This window comes from Embleya hyalina (assembly GCF_003967355.1).
GTDB lineage: Bacteria > Actinomycetota > Actinomycetes > Streptomycetales > Streptomycetaceae > Embleya > Embleya hyalina.
The window spans coordinates 32,343-50,925 of sequence record NZ_BIFH01000015.1; the positions used below are offsets into that span (position 1 = coordinate 32,343).

An 18,583-nucleotide genomic window follows, 5' to 3' on the forward strand; every position below is an offset into this window, starting at 1 on the left:
CGCCACCCCGAAGGATGGCGGCCCTGTCCGGTACCGGGACGGATCAGCCCTGGTAGCCGCCGAAGTCGTACTCCTCCAGCGGGACGGCCTGGCCGGAGCCGGAACCGAACGCGGAGTAGTCGGCCTCGTCGTACCCGGACATCGAGTACATGGCGGCCTTGGCCTCCTCGGTCGGCTCGACCCGGATGTTGCGGTAGCGGGGCATGCCCGTACCGGCCGGGATGAGCTTGCCCAGGATCACGTTCTCCTTCAGGCCGAGGAGCGGGTCCGACTTGGCGTGGATCGCCGCGTCGGTGAGCACCCGGGTGGTCTCCTGGAAGGAGGCCGCCGACAGCCACGACTCGGTGGCCAGCGACGCCTTGGTGATGCCCATGAGCTGCGGACGACCCGAGGCCGGGTGCCCGCTCTCGGACATGACCCGACGGTTCTCGGTCTCGAAGCGACCGCGCTCGACCAGCTCGCCCGGAAGCAGCTCGGCGTCGCCCGACTCGATGATCGTCACGCGGCGGAGCATCTGCCTGATGATGATCTCGATGTGCTTGTCGTGGATCGACACACCCTGCGAGCGGTAGACCTGCTGGACCTCCGCCACGAGGTGGATCTGCACCGCGCGCTGACCGAGGATGCGCAGCACGTCGTGCGGGTTGACCGCGCCGACGAGCATCTTCTGGCCGACGTCGACGTGGTCGCCCTCCTCGACCAGCAGGCGCGAGCGCTTGCTGACCGCGTACGCCAGTTCCTCGGAACCGTCGTCCGGCACCACGACGACCTTGCGGGTCTTCTCGGTGTCCTCGATGCGGACCCGACCGGCCGCCTCGCTGATCGGGGCGACACCCTTGGGGGTGCGCGCCTCGAAGAGCTCGACGACACGGGGCAGACCCTGGGTGATGTCGTCACCCGCCACACCACCGGTGTGGAAGGTACGCATCGTCAGCTGGGTGCCGGGCTCACCGATCGACTGGGCGGCGATGATGCCGACCGCCTCGCCGATGTCCACCAGCTTGCCGGTGGCCAGCGAACGGCCGTAGCACATCGCGCAGGTGCCGACCTTGGACTCGCAGGTCAGCACCGACCGCGTCTTCACCGACTCGACGCCTTCGGCGACGAGGTGGTTGATGATCACGTCGCCGAGGTCGGCGTTGGCCGGGGCCAGCACCTTGCCGTCGACGACGACGTCCTCGGCCAGGTTGCGGGCGTAGACGCTGGTCTCGACGTCGTCGTCCTTACGGAGCACGCCGTCGGCACCACGCGTGGCGATCGAGAGCACCAGACCGCGGTCGGTGCCGCAGTCCTCCTCGCGCACGATGACGTCCTGCGAGACGTCCACCAGACGACGGGTCAGGTAACCCGAGTCTGCGGTACGCAGCGCGGTGTCGGCCAGACCCTTACGGGCACCGTGCGTCGAGATGAAGTACTCGAGCACGGACAGGCCCTCGCGGAAGGACGCCTTGATGGGACGGGGGATCGTCTCGTTCTTGGCGTTCGACACCAGACCGCGCATACCCGCGATCTGCCGCATCTGCATCATGTTTCCGCGAGCACCCGAGTCGACCATCATGAAGATGGGGTTCGTCTTGGGGAAGTTCAGGTTCATCGCCTCGGCGACCTCGTTGGTCGCCTTGGTCCAGATCTGAATCTGCTCCTGCTGACGCTCGTCCTTGGTGATCAGGCCGCGCTCGTACTGCTTCTGGACCTTCTCGGCCTGGGCCTCGAAGCGCTCCAGGATCTCCTTCTTCGCCGGCGGGACGACGACGTCGGAGATCGAGACGGTGACCCCGGAACGGGTGGCCCAGTGGAAGCCGGCCTCCTTCAGGTTGTCGAGCGTCGCCGCCACGACCACCTTCGGGTACCGCTCCGCCAGGTCGTTCACGATGACCGACAGCGTCTTCTTGCCGATCTCCTCGTCGACGAACGGGTAGTCCGCCGGCAGGAGCTCGTTGAACAGCGCGCGACCGAGCGAGGTGCGCACGCGCAGCGGCGAACCGGGCTCCCAGCCCTCGGGCGCGACCCAGCCGCGCGACGGGACGGTGCCCGCCGGCAGCCGCAGCTCGATCTTCGCCTGCAGGTCGAGCTCACGGGCGTCGAACGCCATGATCGCCTCGGCCGTGGACGCGAAGACGCGCCCGTCGCCCTTGGTGTTCTCCCGCTCGGAGGTCAGGAAGAACAGCCCGAGCACCATGTCCTGGGTCGGCATGGTGACGGGGCGACCGTCGGCCGGCTTCAGGATGTTGTTGCTGGACAACATCAGGATGCGGGCCTCGGCCTGCGCCTCCGCGGACAGCGGCAGGTGCACGGCCATCTGGTCACCGTCGAAGTCCGCGTTGAACGCGGTGCACACGAGCGGGTGAATCTGGATGGCCTTGCCCTCGACGAGCTGCGGCTCGAACGCCTGGATGCCCAGACGGTGCAGCGTCGGTGCGCGGTTGAGCAGCACCGGGTGCTCGGCGATGACCTCTTCGAGCACGTCCCACACCACGGGGCGGGCGCGCTCGACCATGCGCTTGGCCGACTTGATGTTCTGCGCGTGGTTGAGGTCCACCAGGCGCTTCATCACGAACGGCTTGAACAGCTCGAGCGCCATGGCCTTCGGCAGACCGCACTGGTGCAGCTTGAGCTGCGGACCGACGACGATGACCGAACGCGCGGAGTAGTCCACACGCTTGCCGAGCAGGTTCTGCCGGAAACGACCCTGCTTGCCCTTGAGCATGTCGGACAGCGACTTGAGCGGCCGGTTGCCCGGACCCGTCACCGGACGACCGCGGCGGCCGTTGTCGAACAGCGCGTCGACGGCCTCCTGGAGCATGCGCTTCTCGTTGTTCACGATGATCTCGGGGGCACCGAGGTCGAGCAGGCGCTTCAGGCGGTTGTTGCGGTTGATCACGCGGCGGTACAGGTCGTTCAGGTCGGAGGTCGCGAAGCGGCCACCGTCCAGCTGCACCATCGGACGCAGGTCCGGCGGGATCACCGGGACGCAGTCCAGGACCATGCCGTTGGGGCTGTTCCGGGTCTGCTGGAACGCGGAGACGACCTTGAGGCGCTTGAGCGCGCGGGTCTTCTTCTGGCCCTTGCCGGTGCGGATGATCTCGCGCAGCTTCTCGGCCTCGGCGTCGAGGTCGAACGACTCCAGCCGACGCTGGAGCGCCTGCGCGCCCATGCCGCCCATGAAGTAGGTGCCGAAGCGGTCCCGCATCTCGCGGAACAGGATCTCGTCGCCTTCGAGGTCCTGGACCTTGAGGTTCTTGAACCGGGTCCACACGTCGTCGAGCCGGTCCAGCTCGCGCTGGTTGCGGTCGCGCAGCTGCTTCATCTCGCGCTCGGCGCCTTCGCGCACCTTGCGGCGCACGTCGGACTTGGCGCCCTCGGCCTCCAACTCGGCGAGGTCGGCTTCGAGCTTCTTCTGCCGCTCCTCGACGCTGGCGTCACGGCGCTGCTCGATCTGCTGACGCTCGACCGAGATCTTGGCGTCGAGGGACGGCAGGTCGCGCTGGCGACGCTCGTCGTCGACGTACGTGATCATGTACGCCGCGAAGTAGATGACCTTTTCCAGGTCCTTCGGGGCGAGGTCGAGCAGGTAGCCCAGGCGGCTGGGCACACCCTTGAAGTACCAGATGTGCGTGACCGGCGCGGCGAGCTCGATGTGGCCCATGCGCTCACGGCGCACCTTGGCGCGAGTGACCTCGACGCCGCAGCGCTCACAGATGATGCCCTTGAAGCGGACACGCTTGTACTTGCCGCAGTAGCACTCCCAGTCCCGGGTCGGACCGAAGATCTTCTCGCAGAAGAGCCCGTCCTTTTCCGGCTTCAGGGTGCGGTAGTTGATGGTCTCGGGCTTCTTGACCTCGCCGTGCGACCACTGGCGGATGTCGTCTGCGGTAGCGAGGCCGATACGCAGCTCGTCGAAGAAGTTGACGTCGAGCACTGTTTCGTCAATCCCTCTTTCGGGGTTTGGTCCCGGCGGTCACGACGGGGGCTGCCGTGTCCACCAGTGTGTGTCTTCATCAGGACTGGGGTCGAAATCCCGGGTCCGGCCTCGCGGCCGGACCCGGGAGGGAGCCTCAGACCTCTTCGACGCTGCTCGGCTCGCGCCGCGACAGGTCGATTCCAAGCTCCTCCGCAGCGCGGAAGACGTCCTCGTCGGTGTCGCGCATCTCGATCGACATACCGTCGCTGGAGAGGACCTCCACGTTGAGGCAGAGCGACTGCATCTCCTTGATGAGCACCTTGAAGGACTCGGGGATGCCCGGCTCCGGGATGTTCTCGCCCTTGACGATCGCCTCGTACACCTTCACGCGGCCGAGGACGTCGTCGGACTTGATGGTCAGCAGTTCCTGGAGGGCGTAGGCGGCACCGTATGCCTCGAGCGCCCACACCTCCATCTCACCGAAGCGCTGGCCACCGAACTGGGCCTTACCACCCAGCGGCTGCTGGGTGATCATCGAGTAGGGACCGGTCGACCGGGCGTGCAGCTTGTCGTCGACCAGGTGGTGCAGCTTGAGGATGTACATGTAGCCGACCGAGACCGGGTGCGGGAACGGCTCGCCGGAGCGGCCGTCGTACATCTTCGCCTTGCCGGTGCCGTCGATCAGCCGGACACCGTCACGGGTCTTGTTGGTCGAGTCGAGGAGACCGGTGATCTCCTCCTCGCGCGCGCCGTCGAAGACCGGGGTGGCGACGTTGGTGCCGGGGGCACCCTGGTCGGCCGCGATCGCCCGGAGGCGACCCTTCCAGTCCTCGTCGTCGCCCTCGACGCTCCAGCCGGTCTTGGCGATCCAGCCGAGGTGCGTCTCCAGGACCTGGCCCGGGTTCATCCGGGACGGGACACCGAGCGGGTTGAGGATGATGTCGACCGGGGTGCCGTCCTCCAGGAACGGCATGTCCTCGACCGGCAGGATCTTCGAGATGACGCCCTTGTTGCCGTGGCGACCGGCGAGCTTGTCACCGTCGGTGATCTTGCGCTTCTGCGCGACGTAGACGCGGACCAGCTGGTTCACGCCCGGCGGCAGCTCGTCGCCGGCCTCGCGGTCGAACACGCGCACGCCGATGACCTTGCCGGACTCGCCGTGCGGGACCTTGAGCGAGGTGTCGCGCACCTCGCGCGCCTTCTCGCCGAAGATCGCGCGGAGCAGGCGCTCCTCCGGGGTCAGCTCGGTCTCGCCCTTGGGCGTGACCTTGCCGACCAGGATGTCGCCGGGGACGACGTCGGCGCCGATCCGGATGATGCCGCGCTCGTCCAGGTCGGCGAGGACCTCCTCGGAGACGTTCGGGATGTCCCGGGTGATCTCCTCCGGGCCGAGCTTGGTGTCCCGGGCGTCGACCTCGTGCTCCTCGATGTGGATCGAGGAGAGGACGTCGTCCTGCACCAGACGCTGCGACAGGATGATCGCGTCTTCGTAGTTGTGGCCCTCCCACGGCATGAACGCCACGAGGAGGTTCTTGCCGAGGGCCATCTCGCCCTCTTCGGTGCACGGACCGTCGGCCAGCACCTGGCCGGCCTCGACCCGCGCGCCCTCGTCGACGACGACCTTCTGGTTGAAGGACGTGCCCTGGTTGGAGCGCATGAACTTCTGCACGCGGTACGTGGTGTACGTCGCGTCGTCGTTCATCACGGTGATGTAGTCGGCCGAGACGTCCTGCACCACGCCGGGCTTCTCGGCGGTGATCACGTCGGCGGCGTCGACCGCGGCGCGGTACTCCATGCCGGTGCCCACCAGCGGCGACTCCGCCTTCAGCAGCGGCACCGCCTGGCGCATCATGTTCGAGCCCATCAGCGCGCGGTTCGCGTCGTCGTGCTCGAGGAACGGGATCATCGCGGTCGCGACCGACACCATCTGGCGCGGCGAGACGTCCATGTAGTCGACTTCGTCGCCGGGGATGTAGTCGATCTCGCCGCCGCGGCGACGCACGAGCACACGGGCCTCGGCGAACGAGTCGTCCTCGTTCAGCGGGGCGTTGGCCTGGGCGATGACGAAGCGGTCCTCCTCGTCGGCCGTCAGGTAGTCGATGCCGTCGGTGACCCGGCCCTCGACGACCTTGCGGTACGGCGTCTCGACGAAGCCGAACGCGTTGACCCGGCCGTAGGAGGCGAGCGAGCCGATCAGGCCGATGTTCGGGCCTTCGGGGGTCTCGATCGGGCACATGCGGCCGTAGTGCGACGGGTGCACGTCGCGGACCTCGAAGCCGGCCCGCTCGCGCGAGAGGCCACCGGGGCCGAGCGCGGACAGACGACGCTTGTGGGTCAGGCCCGACAGCGGGTTCGTCTGGTCCATGAACTGCGACAGCTGGCTGGTGCCGAAGAACTCCTTGATGGAGGCGACGACCGGCCGGATGTTGATCAGCGTCTGCGGCGTGATCGCCTCGACGTCCTGGGTGGTCATGCGCTCGCGGACGACGCGCTCCATCCGGGCCAGGCCGGTACGGACCTGGTTCTGGATGAGCTCGCCGACGTTGCGCAGGCGACGGTTGCCGAAGTGGTCGATGTCGTCGACCTCGACCACGATCTCCTGGCCCGACGCGCCTTCCATGGCCTCTTCGCCGGCGTGCAGCTTGACCAGGTACTTGATGGTCGCGATGACGTCTTCGACGGTCATGACGCCGGCGTCCAGCGCCTGCTCGACCCCGAGCTTCTTGTTCACCTTGTAGCGGCCGACCTTGGCGAGGTCGTAGCGCTTCGGGTTGAAGTAGAGGTTCTCGAGCAGGGTCTGCGCGGCCTCGCGGGTCGGCGGCTCCCCCGGACGCAGCTTGCGGTAGATGTCGAGCAGCGCGTCGTCCTGGCCCTGGGTGTGGTCCTTCTCCAGGGTCTGGCGCATCGACTCGTACTGGCCGAACTCCTCGAGGATCTGGGAGTCGGTCCAGCCAAGCGCCTTGAGCAGCACGGTGACGCTCTGCTTGCGCTTGCGGTCGATGCGGACACCGACGGTGTCGCGCTTGTCGATCTCCAGCTCCAGCCAGGCGCCGCGCGAGGGGATCACCTTCGCGCTGAAGATGTCCTTGTCGGACGTCTTGTCGACCTGGCTGTCGAAGTAGACACCCGGCGAGCGGACCAGCTGGGACACCACGACACGCTCGGTGCCGTTGATGATGAAGGTGCCCTTGTTGGTCATGAGCGGGAAGTCGCCCATGAAGACCGTCTGGCTCTTGATCTCGCCGGTCTCGTTGTTGGTGAACTCGGCCGTGACGAACAGCGGCGCCGAGTAGGTGAAGTCGCGCTCCTTGCACTCCTCGATGGAGTTCTTCGGAGGCTCGAACCGGTGGTCCCGGAACGTCAGGGACATCGAACCGGAGAAGTCCTCGATCGGCGAGATCTCTTCGAAGATCTCTTCGAGGCCGGACTTGGTGGGCACATCCTGTCCGCCCGCGAGGGCGGCCTCGACCCGTGCCTTCCACGCACTGTTGCCGAGCAGCCAGTCGAAGCTCTCGGTCTGCAACGCGAGAAGGTTCGGAACCTCCAGGGGTTCCCTGATCTTGGCGAAGGAGATGCGGAGCGGGGCAGTGGCGGCGCCGGGGTTGGTAGCGGAGGCGGTGCGCGAGGCGGCCAAGAGGGGTCCTTCCGAGGGCTCGGACTCACTATGCGCATACTGGACGGCCCGGGTTCATACACCGGGATAAGTCAATAGGCAGCGCAAAGGGTCAGTGTAGCCACAAGGCACACCGCTGTCCAGCCCCTATGAAGGGCCGGTCCACCACCCGGATTCGTGAACCATCCGGCAACCGTGCTTCAGGGGTGCGTCCGAAGAATTGCGCGCCCCGATCCGTTCGTCAAGGGGTTGCTTTCCCCCTGACAGCCGACGGAACCCTTCCGAGCGCCGAGAAAACCGGACCTCCGTCCCGAACTCGCGGCCTGCGGCGAGAGTCTCGTCACAGCGGCCGACCGAGTTGGCGAGAAGCCTCGGGAAGCCGGAAAAACACGGTAGACCGCCGGTCCGACAACGCCCGGACGGCGCGCTTCGAACCGGCGGCGCGCGCCGTGGCGCACGCCCTCGGCGAGGGCACAACGACGCTGGTGCGCGGGGGTTCGGCGACTGCTCAGGGTGTTGGGAGTATCACCCTTTCGGGCGAGGCCGATCGGGGCGTATCGGGCGCCGCGCGACCCCTTCCGACGGCCCGCCGGAGCCGGCCGACCGGGTACGGGCGAGCCCGAAACCGGCCCCGAAAAGCCCGAAGGCGACCGCCCTGACGGACGATCGCCTTCGGTGATGCCGCCCGGATGGGCGGCGTCGAATTACTTGACCTCGACCGAGGCGCCGGCGCCTTCGAGGGCAGCCTTCGCCTTCTCGGCGGCCTCCTTCGAGACCTTCTCCAGGAGCGCCTTGGGGGCGGAGTCCACGAGGTCCTTGGCCTCCTTCAGACCGAGGCTCGTGAGCGCGCGCACCTCCTTGATGACCTGGATCTTCTTGTCGCCGGCACCCGTGAGGATGACGTCGAACTCGTCCTGCTCCTCGACGGCGTCGGCGACGACGCCCGGGCCGGCGGGGCCCGCGACGGCGACCGGGGCGGCGGCCTTGACGTCGAAGGTCTCCTCGAACAGCTTCACGAAGTCCGCGAGCTGGATGAGGGGCATGGCCTTGAACTCTTCGATGAGCTCTTCGTGGGTGAGCGCCATGATCGGCGGTCCTTCCTGATCAATTCGGCTGGTGCCGGGTGGTGTGGATGGGCGGGGGCGCTGCCCCCGGCGACGTCGGTCGCGACTGCCGGACTACTCGGCGGTCTCGGCCTCCGCGGCGGGAGCCGGCTCGCCGGCACCGCCCTGCTCGACCTTCGCCCGAAGCGCGTCCGCGGTGCGGACGAACTGCGAGAGCGGAGCCTGGAAGGTCGCCGCGGCCTTGGCCATGGAACCCTTCATGGCACCCGCCAGCTTGGCGAGCAGCACCTCGCGGGACTCGAGGTCCGCGAGCTTCTTGATCTCGTCGGCGCTGAGCGCCTTGCCCTCAAGGACGCCGCCCTTGATGACGAGAAGGGGGTTCGCCTTGGCGAAGTCACGCAGGCTCTTCGCGGCCTCCACGGGGTCACCCGTGACGAACGCGATCGCGGACGGGCCCTCGAGGAGGTCGTCCAGCTGATCGATGCCCGCCTCGTTGGCGGCGATCTTGGTCAGCGTGTTCTTCACCACGGCGTACTGCGCGTTCTCACCGAGCGAACGACGCAGCTCCTTGAGCTGCGCGACGGTGAGCCCGCGGTACTCGGTCAGCACTGCGGCGTTCGAGTCACGGAACTGGTCCGTGAGCTCGGCGACCGCGGCCGCCTTGTCGGGCCTCGCCATAGGGCTGGCCTCCTTCCGCGATGCGATTGCCGGTCGACCGTGGCGGTCGACCTGTGCCGGATGAATTCGCCGGTCCGCGGGGCGGAAGGGGTCCACACACGAAAAACGCCCCGGCGCAGGCGCACGGGGCGTACATCCTCGATCCACACGGCATCCGCATGTATCGGGGGCAACGTCTCACGTTCACACCTGCGCAGGCCGTCCGCGATGCGGAACCTTCGTTTGTCGACCCGCCTTGCGGCACGACGACAACGACCGACGGTCTTTGGCTTGGGGTAAAGGTACGCGACGGCACTCGTTCGGAGCAAATCGGTTTCCGTCGGGCGGCCGGCGCGGGCCTCGCCGGCCGCCCGGGCGACGCCGGGGCCGGACGTGCCGAGGCCCGGCACCCCGTGTGGGGTGCCGGGCCTCGTTCGCGTGCGGGGCGGATCAGACCGCCTCTTCCTCCACCAGGAGGTTGCGGGTGCGGTTGGGGTCGACCTGGATGCCGGGGCCCATCGTGGTCGAGACGCCGACCTTCTTGATGTAGCGACCCTTGGCGGCCGACGGCTTCGCGCGGAGCACCTCTTCGAGGGCGGCGGCGTAGTTCTCGACGAGCTGCGCGTCGTCGAACGTCGTCTTGCCGATGATGAAGTGCAGGTTCGAGTGCTTGTCGACGCGGAACTCGATCTTGCCGCCCTTGATCTCGTTCACGGCCTTCGCCACGTCGGGCGTGACCGTGCCGGTCTTCGGGTTGGGCATCAGACCACGCGGGCCGAGCACGCGGCCCAGGCGGCCGACCTTGCCCATGAGGTCCGGGGTGGCGACGACGGCGTCGAAGTCGAGCCGACCCTTGGCGACCTCGTCGATGAGTTCGTCGGAGCCGACGATGTCGGCGCCGGCGGCCTTGGCAGCCTCGGCACGGTCACCGGTCGCGAAGACCAGGACCCGGGCGGTCTTGCCGGTGCCGTGCGGGAGGATGACCGTGCTGCGGACCATCTGGTCGGCCTTGCGCGGGTCGACGCCCAGGCGCATGGCCACCTCGACGGTGCCGGCGAACTTGGTGGGCGAGGTCTCCTTGGCCAGACGAACGGCCTCGAGCGGCGAGTAGAGACGCTCGTGGTCGACCTTGGTGTCGGCCTCGCGGTAGGACTTGCTGCGCTTCACTGAAAGCTCCTGGAATTCTGAAAGGAGTTGTGGTGGGAGCGGGTCGCGCGGACCCTTCCACTCCGCGAGTCGGTGGGCGTTCGCACACCTTCTCGCGCTGTTTCGGTACTGCCGGCGTGCTGCGGGGGCTGGATCAGCCCTCGACCGTGATGCCCATCGAACGCGCGGTGCCGGAGATGATCTTCTCGGCGGCGTCGAGGTCGTTGGCGTTCAGGTCGGCCATCTTGGTCTGCGCGATGCCGCGGACCTGCTCGCGAGAGATCTTCGCGACCTTGGTCTTGTGCGGCTCGCCCGAGCCCTTCTCGACACCGGCGGCCTTGAGGATCAGGCGCGCGGCCGGCGGCGTCTTCGTCACGAAGGTGAAGGAGCGGTCTTCGTAGACCGAGATCTCCACCGGGACGATGTCGCCACGCTGCGACTCGGTCGCCGCGTTGTAGGCCTTGCAGAACTCCATGATGTTGACGCCGTGCTGACCCAGCGCGGGGCCGACCGGCGGGGCCGGCGTGGCTGCGCCGGCCTTGATCTGCAGCTTGATGATCGCTGACAGCTTCTTCTTCTTGGGAGGCATTTTTTCCGGGTCCTTCGACGAGATGTACGTCCCGATCACCACGCGGAGCGCGGACGTGTTCGGGCCCGCCACGCGGTGCGGCGCCCACTCAACGATAACCACCGTTGTGAGGGCGCCTTGTCCACCACCCGGATGCGACCCCGGCGAACCGGGGCCCCACCAGGGGGAAGTATCAGTTCTTCTGGATCTGGTTGAACGAGAGCTCGACCGGCGTCTCGCGCCCGAAGATCTCCACCAGGCCCTTGACCTTCTGCGAGTCGGCGTTGATCTCGTTGATCGTCGCCTGCAGCGTCGCGAAGGGGCCGTCGATGACGGTGACCGAGTCGCCGACCTCGAAGTCGAGCACCTTGACCTCGGTGGTGCTCTTGGCGCCGCTGCCGCCGCCGGTCGCCTTCTCCTCCTCGGGGGCGAGGATCTTGACGACCTCGTCGAGGGTGAGCGGGAAGGGCTCGTGCGCGTTGCCGACGAAGCCGGTGACACCGGGGGTGTTCCGCACGGCGCCCCACGACTCGTTGGTCAGGTCCATCCGGACCAGCACGTAGCCGGGGAACTTGTTGCGCTTGACGGTCTTGCGCTGACCGTTCTTGATCTCGACGACCTCTTCCTGCGGCACCTCGACCTGGAAGATGTAGTCCTCCATGTTGAGCGAGGTGGTGCGGGACTCGAGGTTGGCCTTCACCCGGTTCTCGTAGCCGGCGTACGAGTGGATGACGTACCACTCGCCCGGGGCGCGACGGAGTACTTCCTTGAAGTCCTCGACGGGGTCGCCCTCGGGGGCGTCCTCGACGGCCTCGGCCTCGTCGTCGGAGTCGTCGGCGAACTCGTCGTCTTCGTCTTCGTCGTCGGCGAACTCGGCTTCCGCGCCCTCGGCGTCGTCTTCGCCGACCTCGGCGTCCTCCACGTCGTCATCGGTGGAGACGGCCGGGGCCTCGGCCGCGTCCTCGAGGGCGATGTCCTCGAGAGCCGCGGCCTCCGCCTGCTCCGACAGGGTCCCCGTCTCATCGGCGGAGTTGTCGGCGGACAGGTTCGGGTCAGACACGTTGGGTGCTTCTTCCTGGCTGGGGGTCGAACGGTCGTTGCAGGCGCGCTGCGAGGGACGGGGCTCAGCCGAAGACGGCGAGCGCGGCCTTCGCGAAGGCGAGGTCGAGTCCGTAGACGATTCCGATGATCATCAGACAGAACACGATGACCACGGTGGTGTACGTGCTCAGCTCGTTGCGGGTCGGCCAGACGACCTTGCGCAGCTCGGCAATGATCTGCCGGTAGAAGAGAGCCGCCCGCGCGAACAGGTTTTTCTTCTTCTGCTCCGGCTTGCCCGAGGAGCCCTTCGGGCGATTCGCCCGGCGACCGCCGGGGGGCACGTCGTCGGAGCCGTGGCCATCAGAGCTGCTGTGCTCAGGCGTAGCCGTGGAGCCGTGGGCCTCCGTCAACTCGTCCTCACCTGATCCGGTCCGACCGTGGATCACCGACGGGGTTGTCGGCGCCGACAGTTTGCGCTGACTGCGTGCACGTCACGGTCGATCCGAGGATCGACCGCTGTCGCACATCGCAGGGCACGAGGGACTTGAACCCCCAACCCCCGGTTTTGGAGACCGGTGCTCTGCCAATTGAGCTAGTGCCCTTCGTTTGGTCATCAACCTAGCGGAGTCACCGGCCCGAGAACACAGGATTTCGGGCGCGGCAGCACGCAGGTTGGGACCGCCAAGCGTCGAGTGTACGGGGTCGGGTGCGTCAGGTCGAACCCGTGCCGCGACGGTACTCGGTTCGGGTGTTCCCGCGGCGCGGAATCGGCGTGCTCCGGACGGGGGCGAATGGGACGATGGCCGGCATGACGGCTTCCACCCCAGGCTCCCCGTCCGTGCCCGCGTCCGGGTCCGGGTCCGCCGCCGGACGACGGGTCTCGGCCCGCGTCGGCGCCATCGCCGAGTCCGCGACGCTCGCGGTCGACGCCAAGGCCAAGGCGCTCAAGGCCGCCGGGCGTCCCGTGGTCGGCTTCGGCGCCGGCGAGCCGGACTTCCCGACGCCGGACTACATCGTGGACGCCGCGGTCGCGGCCTGTCGCGAACCGCGCTTCCACCGCTACACCCCGGCCGGCGGGCTGCCGGAGTTGAAGGCGGCGATCGTGGCCAAGACGCTGCGCGACTCGGGCCTGGCGGTGGATCCGGCGCGGGTCCTGGTCACCAACGGCGGCAAGCAGGCCATCCACGAAGCCTTCGCGGCCCTGCTCGACCCGGGCGACGAGGTGTTGGTGCCGGCGCCGTACTGGACCACCTACCCCGAGTCGATCAAGCTCGCGGGCGGCGTCCCGGTGGACGTGGTCGCCGACGAGAGCACCGGCTACCTGGTGTCGGTCGAGCAGTTGGAGGCGGCCCGGACGGAGCGCACCAAGGTCCTGGTGTTCGTCTCGCCGTCGAACCCGACCGGCGCGGTGTACTCCCGGGCGCGGATCGAGGAGATCGGGCGCTGGGCGGTCGAACACGGGTTGTGGGTGCTGACCGACGAGATCTACGAACACCTGGTCTACGACGACGCCGAGTTCGTCTCGATGCCGGTGGTGGTGCCGGAACTGGCGGACCGCTGCGTGATCGTCAACGGGGTGGCCAAGACCTACGCGATGACCGGCTGGCGGGTCGGGTGGATCATCGGCCCCCGGGACGTGGTGGCGGCCGCCGCGAACCTGCAGTCGCACGCCACCTCCAACGTCTGCAACGTCGCGCAGGCCGCCGCGCTGGCCGCGCTGAGCGGCGACCTGTCGGCGGTGGACACGATGAGGACGGCGTTCGACCGGCGCCGGCGCACCATCGTGCGGATGCTGAACGAGATCCCGGGCGTCGAGTGCCCCGAGCCCAAGGGCGCCTTCTACGCCTATCCGTCGGTGAAGGGGGTGCTCGGCCGGGAGATCCGGGGCGCGCGTCCCGCGACCTCGGCCGAGTTGGCGGGGCTGATCCTGGACGAGGTCGAGGTGGCGGTGGTGCCGGGCGAGGCCTTCGGCACTCCGGGCTACCTGCGCCTGTCGTACGCGCTCGGCGACGAGGACCTGGTCGAGGGTGTGCGCCGGATCGCGGAATTGCTGGCCGAGGCGAAGTAGCCGCACGTCGTCGTTCACGTCGAGGCCGCCGAAGTTTCCGCTCTCCTTCAGGGGGATCATCGGCGGTACCCCTCACGCGCGCGGGGCCGGTGGTCCATGATCTGTGGATGGATCGTCCCGCACGCGATGTCCGCACCCTCCCGAAGGCTCATCTCCACCTGCACTTCACGGGATCCATGCGGTCGGAAACCCTGTTGGAACTGGCGGATCTGCACGGTGTGCGGCTGCCCGACTCGCTGACCTCGGGCCGACCGCCACGATTGCGGGCGACCGACGAACGCGGGTGGTTCCGCTTCCAGCGGCTGTACGACATCGCGCGCTCGTGTGTGCGCTCCGAGGACGACATGCATCGGCTGGTCCGCGAGGCGGCCGAGGACGATCGGGCCGAGGGGTCCGGGTGGCTGGAGATCCAGGTCGATCCGACCTCGTACGCGCCGCGCCTGGGCGGGCTGACCCCGGCCGTGGAGATCGTGCTGGACGCGGTGGAGGCGGCGCGGGCGGCGACCGGGATCGGGATCGCCGTGGTGATCGCGGCGAACCGGACCAAGCACCAGCTGGAGGCGCGTACGCTCGCGCGGCTCGCGGCGCAGTACACCGATCGCGGCGTGGTCGGGTTCGGGCTGTCCAACGACGAACGGCGGGGGCGGGCGCCCGCGTTCGAGCGGGCCTTCGAGATCGCCCGGCACGCGGGGCTGTTCGCGAATCCGCACGGCGGCGAGTTGGACGGGCCGCGCAGCATCAGGGACTGCGTGGACGTGTTGGGCGCGCGGCGGCTCGGGCACGGGATCCGGGTGGTGGAGGATCCCGAGTTGATGGCGGTGTTGGCCCGGCGGCGGATCGTATGCGAGGTGTGTCCGGCCTCCAACGTCGCGCTCGGCGTCTACGACAAGGCGGCGGACGTGCCGTTGCGGACGTTGTTCGAGGCGGGGGTGCCGATCGCGTTGGGCGCGGACGACCCGCTGCTGTTCGGGTCGCGGCTGGCCGCGCAGTATGAGCTGGCCCGGGACGAACACGAGTTCACCGACGCGGAGTTGGCGGAGTTGGCGCGGCAGTCGATCCTGGGCTCGGTGGCGCCGGCGCAGGTGCAGCGGGAATTGCTGGACGGGGTGGAGGGGTGGCTGGCTGGATCCGGTGCGGTGGTGGGGGCGGGGTTTGTGCCCACCCGCCCACCCGTTGCGTGAGGTGAAAGGCTGCGGATCTCGGGCAGGTGGCAAGCGAATCGGGCCCCGCGGCCGGAGCATCGGGGTGCGGGTCGGGTGCCGAGGGTCGGGCGCCGAATCCGGCGGGTAGCGGGCTTCGGTGGGGGTCGGGTACCGGGTGTGGCGGGGCGTGGGGCTCGGTGGGGGTCGGGTGGTGGGGACCACGCGAGCACGGCTGGCACGCCGGAGTGCGGGCCGGTGCCGAAGACCGGGCCCCGGATCTGGCCGGGCGCGGACCTCGGTGGGGGCTGGGTGGTGGGGACCACGCGAGCACGGGCGGCGCGTCGGAGTGCGGGCCGGTGCCGAAGGCCGGGCGCCGGATCTGGCCGGGCGCGGGCCTCGGTGGGAGTCGGGTGGTGGGGATCACGCGAGTGCGGGCGGCACGTCGGAGTGCGGGCCGGGTGCCGAAGGCCGGGCCCCGGATCTGGCCGGGCGCGGGCCTCGGTGGGGGTCGGGTGGTGGGGACCACGCGAGTGCCGGCGGCGCGTCGGAGTGCGGGCCGGGTGCCGAAGGCCGGGCGCCGGATCTGGCCGGGCGTGGGGCTCGGTGGGGGTCGGGTGGTGGGGACCGCGCGAGTGCGGGCGGCACGTTGGAGTGCGGGACCAGTGGTGAAGGTCGGGCGCCGGACCAGGCGGGCGCGGGCTTCCGTGGGGGTCGGGTGGTGAAGCCTCGCGGGCGCGGCCGGCGCGTCGGGGGGTCCGGTGCCGAGGGTTGGGTGTCGGACCTGGCGAAGCGCGGGCTTGCGTGGCGAGTGGGGGCGGTGCGTCGGGGTGTGGGGGCCGGTGGGGAAGGTTGGGGGCTTGGGGTGTGGGACGGGCCTCGGGGGTCGGGTCAGAGTTTGGCGTTGATGAGGACCGGTTCGTTGATCAGGGTGATGCCGAAGGTCGCGGCCACGCCGTCGCGGACCTCTCGGGCCAGGGCGAGGAGGTCTTCCGTGCTGGCCCGGCCGCGGTTGGTCAGGGCCAGGGTGTGCTTGGTGGAGATGCGGGCGCGGCCCTCTCCGTAGCCCTTGGTGAAGCCCGCCCGTTCGATCAGCCAGGCCGCGGAGGTCTTCACGTGGTCGGCGCCGGACGGGTAGCGGGGCGGGGTGACGTCGGGCCCCAGGTGCCGGGCGACGCGCGCGATGAGGTCGGCGAAGGCGTCGTGGGTCAGGATCGGGTTGGTGAAGAAGGAGCCCGCGCTCCAGGTGTCGTGGTCGGCGGCGTCCAGGACCATGCCCTTGCCGCGGCGCAGTTCGAGCACGGCGGCGCGGGCGGCGGCCGGTGAGACCCGCTCCCCCGGCTCGACGCCGAGCGCGCGGGCCAGTTCGGCGTAGCGGATCGGGGCCGAGCGGCCGTCGTCGTCGTGCAGCCGGAAGTGCACGCGCAGCACCACGAAGCGGTCGTCGCCCTTGAAGACGCTGTGCCGGTAGGTGAAGCGGCACTCGGCGGCGGTGAGCGTGCGCGGGCGGCGCTCGGCGCGGTCGTAGACCTCGACGGAGGTGATCGTCTCGGCGACCTCCTGGCCGTACGCCCCGACGTTCTGCACCGGGGTGGCACCCGCGCTGCCGGGGATGCCCGCGAGGCATTCGACGCCGGACAGGCCCGCGTCGACGGCGGCGGTGACCACGTCGTCCCAGGGCACGCCGGCGTCCACGCTCAGCGCGGTGCCGTCGACGCGCAGGTCCGTGGTGGCGATCCGCAGCACGTCGCCGGGGAAGCCGTCGTCGCCGACGACCAGGTTGCTGCCGCCGCCGAGCACGAGCAGCGGGGTGCCCTGCTCGTCGGCGGCGCGGACGACCGCCAGGATCGTGTCGGTGGTCGTGGCCGTGTGGAGCCGACGGGCCGGGCCGCCGAGGCGGAGGGTGGTCAGGGCGGCGAGGGGCGCGTCGGTTTCAGGCTGCACCGTTGGATTCTCGCATCACCCGCCCCGCGCCGGGCTCGGGCCGGCCCACCCGGGGCTCCGGGCGCACCCGGCCCTTGGGCTCAGGCCAGTTGCACCACGGCCCTGGGTACGCCCAGGACCTTGGCGCCGGCGGCGGTGACCACGAGGTCCACTCGGGCCCGGCGGTCGTCCAGGAGCACCGCGACCTTGCCGGTGACCTCGATGGTCGCGCCCTCGACGGTGTCCGGGACCACGACCGGCTTGGTGAAGCGCACGCCGAATTCGATCAGCGCGCCCGGGTCGCCGAGCCAGTCGGTGACCACGCGGGCGGCCTCGGCCATGGTGAACATCCCGTGCGCGATCACGTCGGGCAGGCCGACGTCGGTCGCGAACCGGCCGTTCCAGTGGATCGGGTTGAAGTCGCCCGACGCGCCCGCGTAGCGGACCAGGGTCTCCCGGGTGACCGGGAAGCTGCGCGTGGGCAGTTCGGTGCCGACCGCGACGTCGTCGAAGGAGATCTTGGCGGTCATGGTCAGCTCTCCGATTCCCCGGCGGCGCGGGCCACCAGGCTCGACAGCGCGGTGACGACGTGCTCGCCCTCCACGGTCCTGACTTCGGCGCGGGTGGTGAGGACGTCGTTGCCCGCGAGGGACTTGATGTCGTCCACGGTGGTCACCACGGTCAGTCGGTCGCCGGCGCGGACCGGCCGGGTGTACGTGAACTTCTGGTCGCGGTGCACCACGCGCGAGTAGTCCAGGCCCAACTCGGGGTCGTACACGACCTGGTCCGCGGCGCGCATCGTGACCACGATCGCGAAGGTCGGCGGCGCGATCACGTCGGGGTGACCGAGCGCCTTGGCCGCCTCGGGGTCGTTGTACGCGGGATCGGGGTCACCGATCGCGGCGGCGAACTCGCGGATCTTCTCCCGACCCACCTCGTACGGCTCGGTGGGCGGATAGGTCCGCCCGATGAACTTCGCGTCCAGCGGCATGAAGCGGTTCTCCCTGGTGGAGGCGGTGATGGCCGGCGAGCCGGCGGGGCAACGCTGCGGAGAATACGACAACGAGGCCACCCCCCTCGTGGGGAGTGGCCTCGTCGGTGTCGGGGTGCGAAACGCCTAGCGGGTTTCGCGGTGCGCGGTGTGCGCGTTGCAGCGGGGGCAGTGCTTCTTCATCTCAAGACGGTCCGGGTCGTTGCGCCGGTTCTTCTTGGTGATGTAGTTCCGCTCCTTGCACTCCACGCAGGCCAGCGTGATCTTCGGGCGGACGTCGGTGGCAGCCACTGGAGTGCCTTCCTTGCGGTCAGGGGTGAATACAGCAAAAGCAGCCGATGCGGAGTCTCCCCCGAATCGGCTCGCTTGGTAGCGGCGACCGGACTTGAACCGGTGACACAGCGATTATGAGCCGCTTGCTCTACCGTCTGAGCTACGCCGCCTCGACGAGGCCCCCACCTGTCGCCAGGCG

The 18,583-nt window shown here is 69.1% G+C and carries 14 protein-coding genes and 2 tRNA genes; 2 read left to right on the forward strand and 14 right to left on the reverse strand.

The window, feature by feature from the left end; translation table 11 throughout:
* Positions 1–43 precede the first annotated feature (43 nt).
* From EMA17_RS07695 to EMA17_RS07740, 9 genes are all read right to left on the reverse strand, one after another.
* Entirely contained in the window at positions 44–3,919 is a 3,876-nt protein-coding gene (locus tag EMA17_RS07695; RefSeq protein ID WP_126636172.1) for a DNA-directed RNA polymerase subunit beta', read from the reverse strand.
* 136 nt (positions 3,920–4,055) lie between these two features.
* Entirely contained in the window at positions 4,056–7,535 is a 3,480-nt protein-coding gene (rpoB, locus tag EMA17_RS07700) for a DNA-directed RNA polymerase subunit beta (protein ID WP_126636173.1), read from the reverse strand.
* 683 nt (positions 7,536–8,218) lie between these two features.
* Positions 8,219–8,599 carry a 50S ribosomal protein L7/L12 gene (gene rplL, locus EMA17_RS07705; protein WP_126636174.1) on the reverse strand — a complete coding sequence of 127 codons (381 nt, stop codon included), beginning with the start codon at positions 8,597–8,599 and terminating at the stop codon, positions 8,219–8,221.
* A gap of 93 nt (positions 8,600–8,692) precedes the next feature.
* Positions 8,693–9,256: a 50S ribosomal protein L10 gene (gene rplJ / locus EMA17_RS07710; RefSeq protein WP_126636175.1), complete on the reverse strand. Its 564-nt coding sequence runs from the start codon at positions 9,254–9,256 to the stop codon at positions 8,693–8,695.
* Positions 9,257–9,685: 429 nt separating this feature from the next.
* Entirely contained in the window at positions 9,686–10,402 is a 717-nt protein-coding gene (gene rplA, locus EMA17_RS07720) for a 50S ribosomal protein L1 (protein ID WP_126636177.1), read from the reverse strand.
* 133 nt (positions 10,403–10,535) lie between these two features.
* Positions 10,536–10,970, reverse strand: coding sequence for a 50S ribosomal protein L11 (gene rplK / locus EMA17_RS07725; RefSeq protein WP_078975739.1), 435 nt, complete (start codon positions 10,968–10,970; stop codon positions 10,536–10,538).
* Between the two features lie 172 nt (positions 10,971–11,142).
* The gene (nusG, locus tag EMA17_RS07730; protein WP_126636178.1) at positions 11,143–12,009 is read right to left on the reverse strand and encodes a transcription termination/antitermination protein NusG; all 867 of its coding nucleotides are present in this window, start codon (positions 12,007–12,009) and stop codon (positions 11,143–11,145) included.
* A 64-nt stretch (positions 12,010–12,073) separates the two neighbouring features.
* Positions 12,074–12,400: a preprotein translocase subunit SecE gene (secE, locus tag EMA17_RS07735; RefSeq protein WP_078979280.1), complete on the reverse strand. Its 327-nt coding sequence runs from the start codon at positions 12,398–12,400 to the stop codon at positions 12,074–12,076.
* A 119-nt stretch (positions 12,401–12,519) separates the two neighbouring features.
* Positions 12,520–12,592: transfer RNA gene (locus EMA17_RS07740), tRNA-Trp, on the reverse strand.
* Between the two features lie 206 nt (positions 12,593–12,798).
* On the opposite strand from EMA17_RS07740, the gene EMA17_RS07745 reads away from it, so the two are divergent.
* Together EMA17_RS07745 and EMA17_RS07750 are read left to right on the forward strand one after the other, a co-directional pair.
* A complete protein-coding gene (locus EMA17_RS07745; RefSeq protein WP_246126525.1) occupies positions 12,799–14,058 on the forward strand; it encodes a pyridoxal phosphate-dependent aminotransferase in 1,260 nt (419 codons plus the stop codon).
* A gap of 107 nt (positions 14,059–14,165) precedes the next feature.
* A complete protein-coding gene (locus tag EMA17_RS07750; protein ID WP_126636179.1) occupies positions 14,166–15,239 on the forward strand; it encodes an adenosine deaminase in 1,074 nt (357 codons plus the stop codon).
* An 849-nt stretch (positions 15,240–16,088) separates the two neighbouring features.
* Here the strand turns inward: EMA17_RS07750 and EMA17_RS07755 are convergent.
* From EMA17_RS07755 to EMA17_RS07775, 5 genes are all read right to left on the reverse strand, one after another.
* Positions 16,089–17,141, reverse strand: a complete 1,053-nt coding sequence (locus EMA17_RS07755) for a UDP-N-acetylmuramate dehydrogenase (protein ID WP_126636180.1) — start codon at positions 17,139–17,141, stop codon at positions 16,089–16,091.
* Positions 17,142–17,221: 80 nt separating this feature from the next.
* A complete protein-coding gene (locus tag EMA17_RS07760) occupies positions 17,222–17,650 on the reverse strand; it encodes a MaoC family dehydratase (RefSeq protein WP_126636181.1) in 429 nt (142 codons plus the stop codon).
* A gap of 2 nt (positions 17,651–17,652) precedes the next feature.
* Complete coding sequence (locus EMA17_RS07765; RefSeq protein ID WP_126636642.1) at positions 17,653–18,111, reverse strand: MaoC family dehydratase N-terminal domain-containing protein; 459 nt, start codon at positions 18,109–18,111, stop codon at positions 17,653–17,655.
* Positions 18,112–18,237: 126 nt separating this feature from the next.
* Positions 18,238–18,402: a 50S ribosomal protein L33 gene (gene rpmG / locus EMA17_RS07770; RefSeq protein ID WP_004571794.1), complete on the reverse strand. Its 165-nt coding sequence runs from the start codon at positions 18,400–18,402 to the stop codon at positions 18,238–18,240.
* A gap of 76 nt (positions 18,403–18,478) precedes the next feature.
* Positions 18,479–18,554 (reverse strand) — tRNA-Met (locus tag EMA17_RS07775).
* Positions 18,555–18,583 lie beyond the last annotated feature (29 nt).

Bases quoted from the DNA above. Each gene is read 5' to 3' on its own strand.
- rplL (WP_126636174.1), bottom strand. From the start codon at position 8,599: ATGGCGCTCACCCACGAAGAGCTCATCGAAGAGTTCAAGGCCATGCCC.
- rplJ (WP_126636175.1), bottom strand. From the start codon at position 9,256: ATGGCGAGGCCCGACAAGGCGGCCGCGGTCGCCGAGCTCACGGACCAG.
- rplK (WP_078975739.1), bottom strand. From the start codon at position 10,970: ATGCCTCCCAAGAAGAAGAAGCTGTCAGCGATCATCAAGCTGCAGATC.
- EMA17_RS07745 (WP_246126525.1), top strand. From the start codon at position 12,799: ATGACGGCTTCCACCCCAGGCTCCCCGTCCGTGCCCGCGTCCGGGTCC.
- EMA17_RS07750 (WP_126636179.1), top strand. From the start codon at position 14,166: ATGGATCGTCCCGCACGCGATGTCCGCACCCTCCCGAAGGCTCATCTC.
- EMA17_RS07760 (WP_126636181.1), bottom strand. From the start codon at position 17,650: ATGACCGCCAAGATCTCCTTCGACGACGTCGCGGTCGGCACCGAACTG.
- EMA17_RS07765 (WP_126636642.1), bottom strand. From the start codon at position 18,111: ATGCCGCTGGACGCGAAGTTCATCGGGCGGACCTATCCGCCCACCGAG.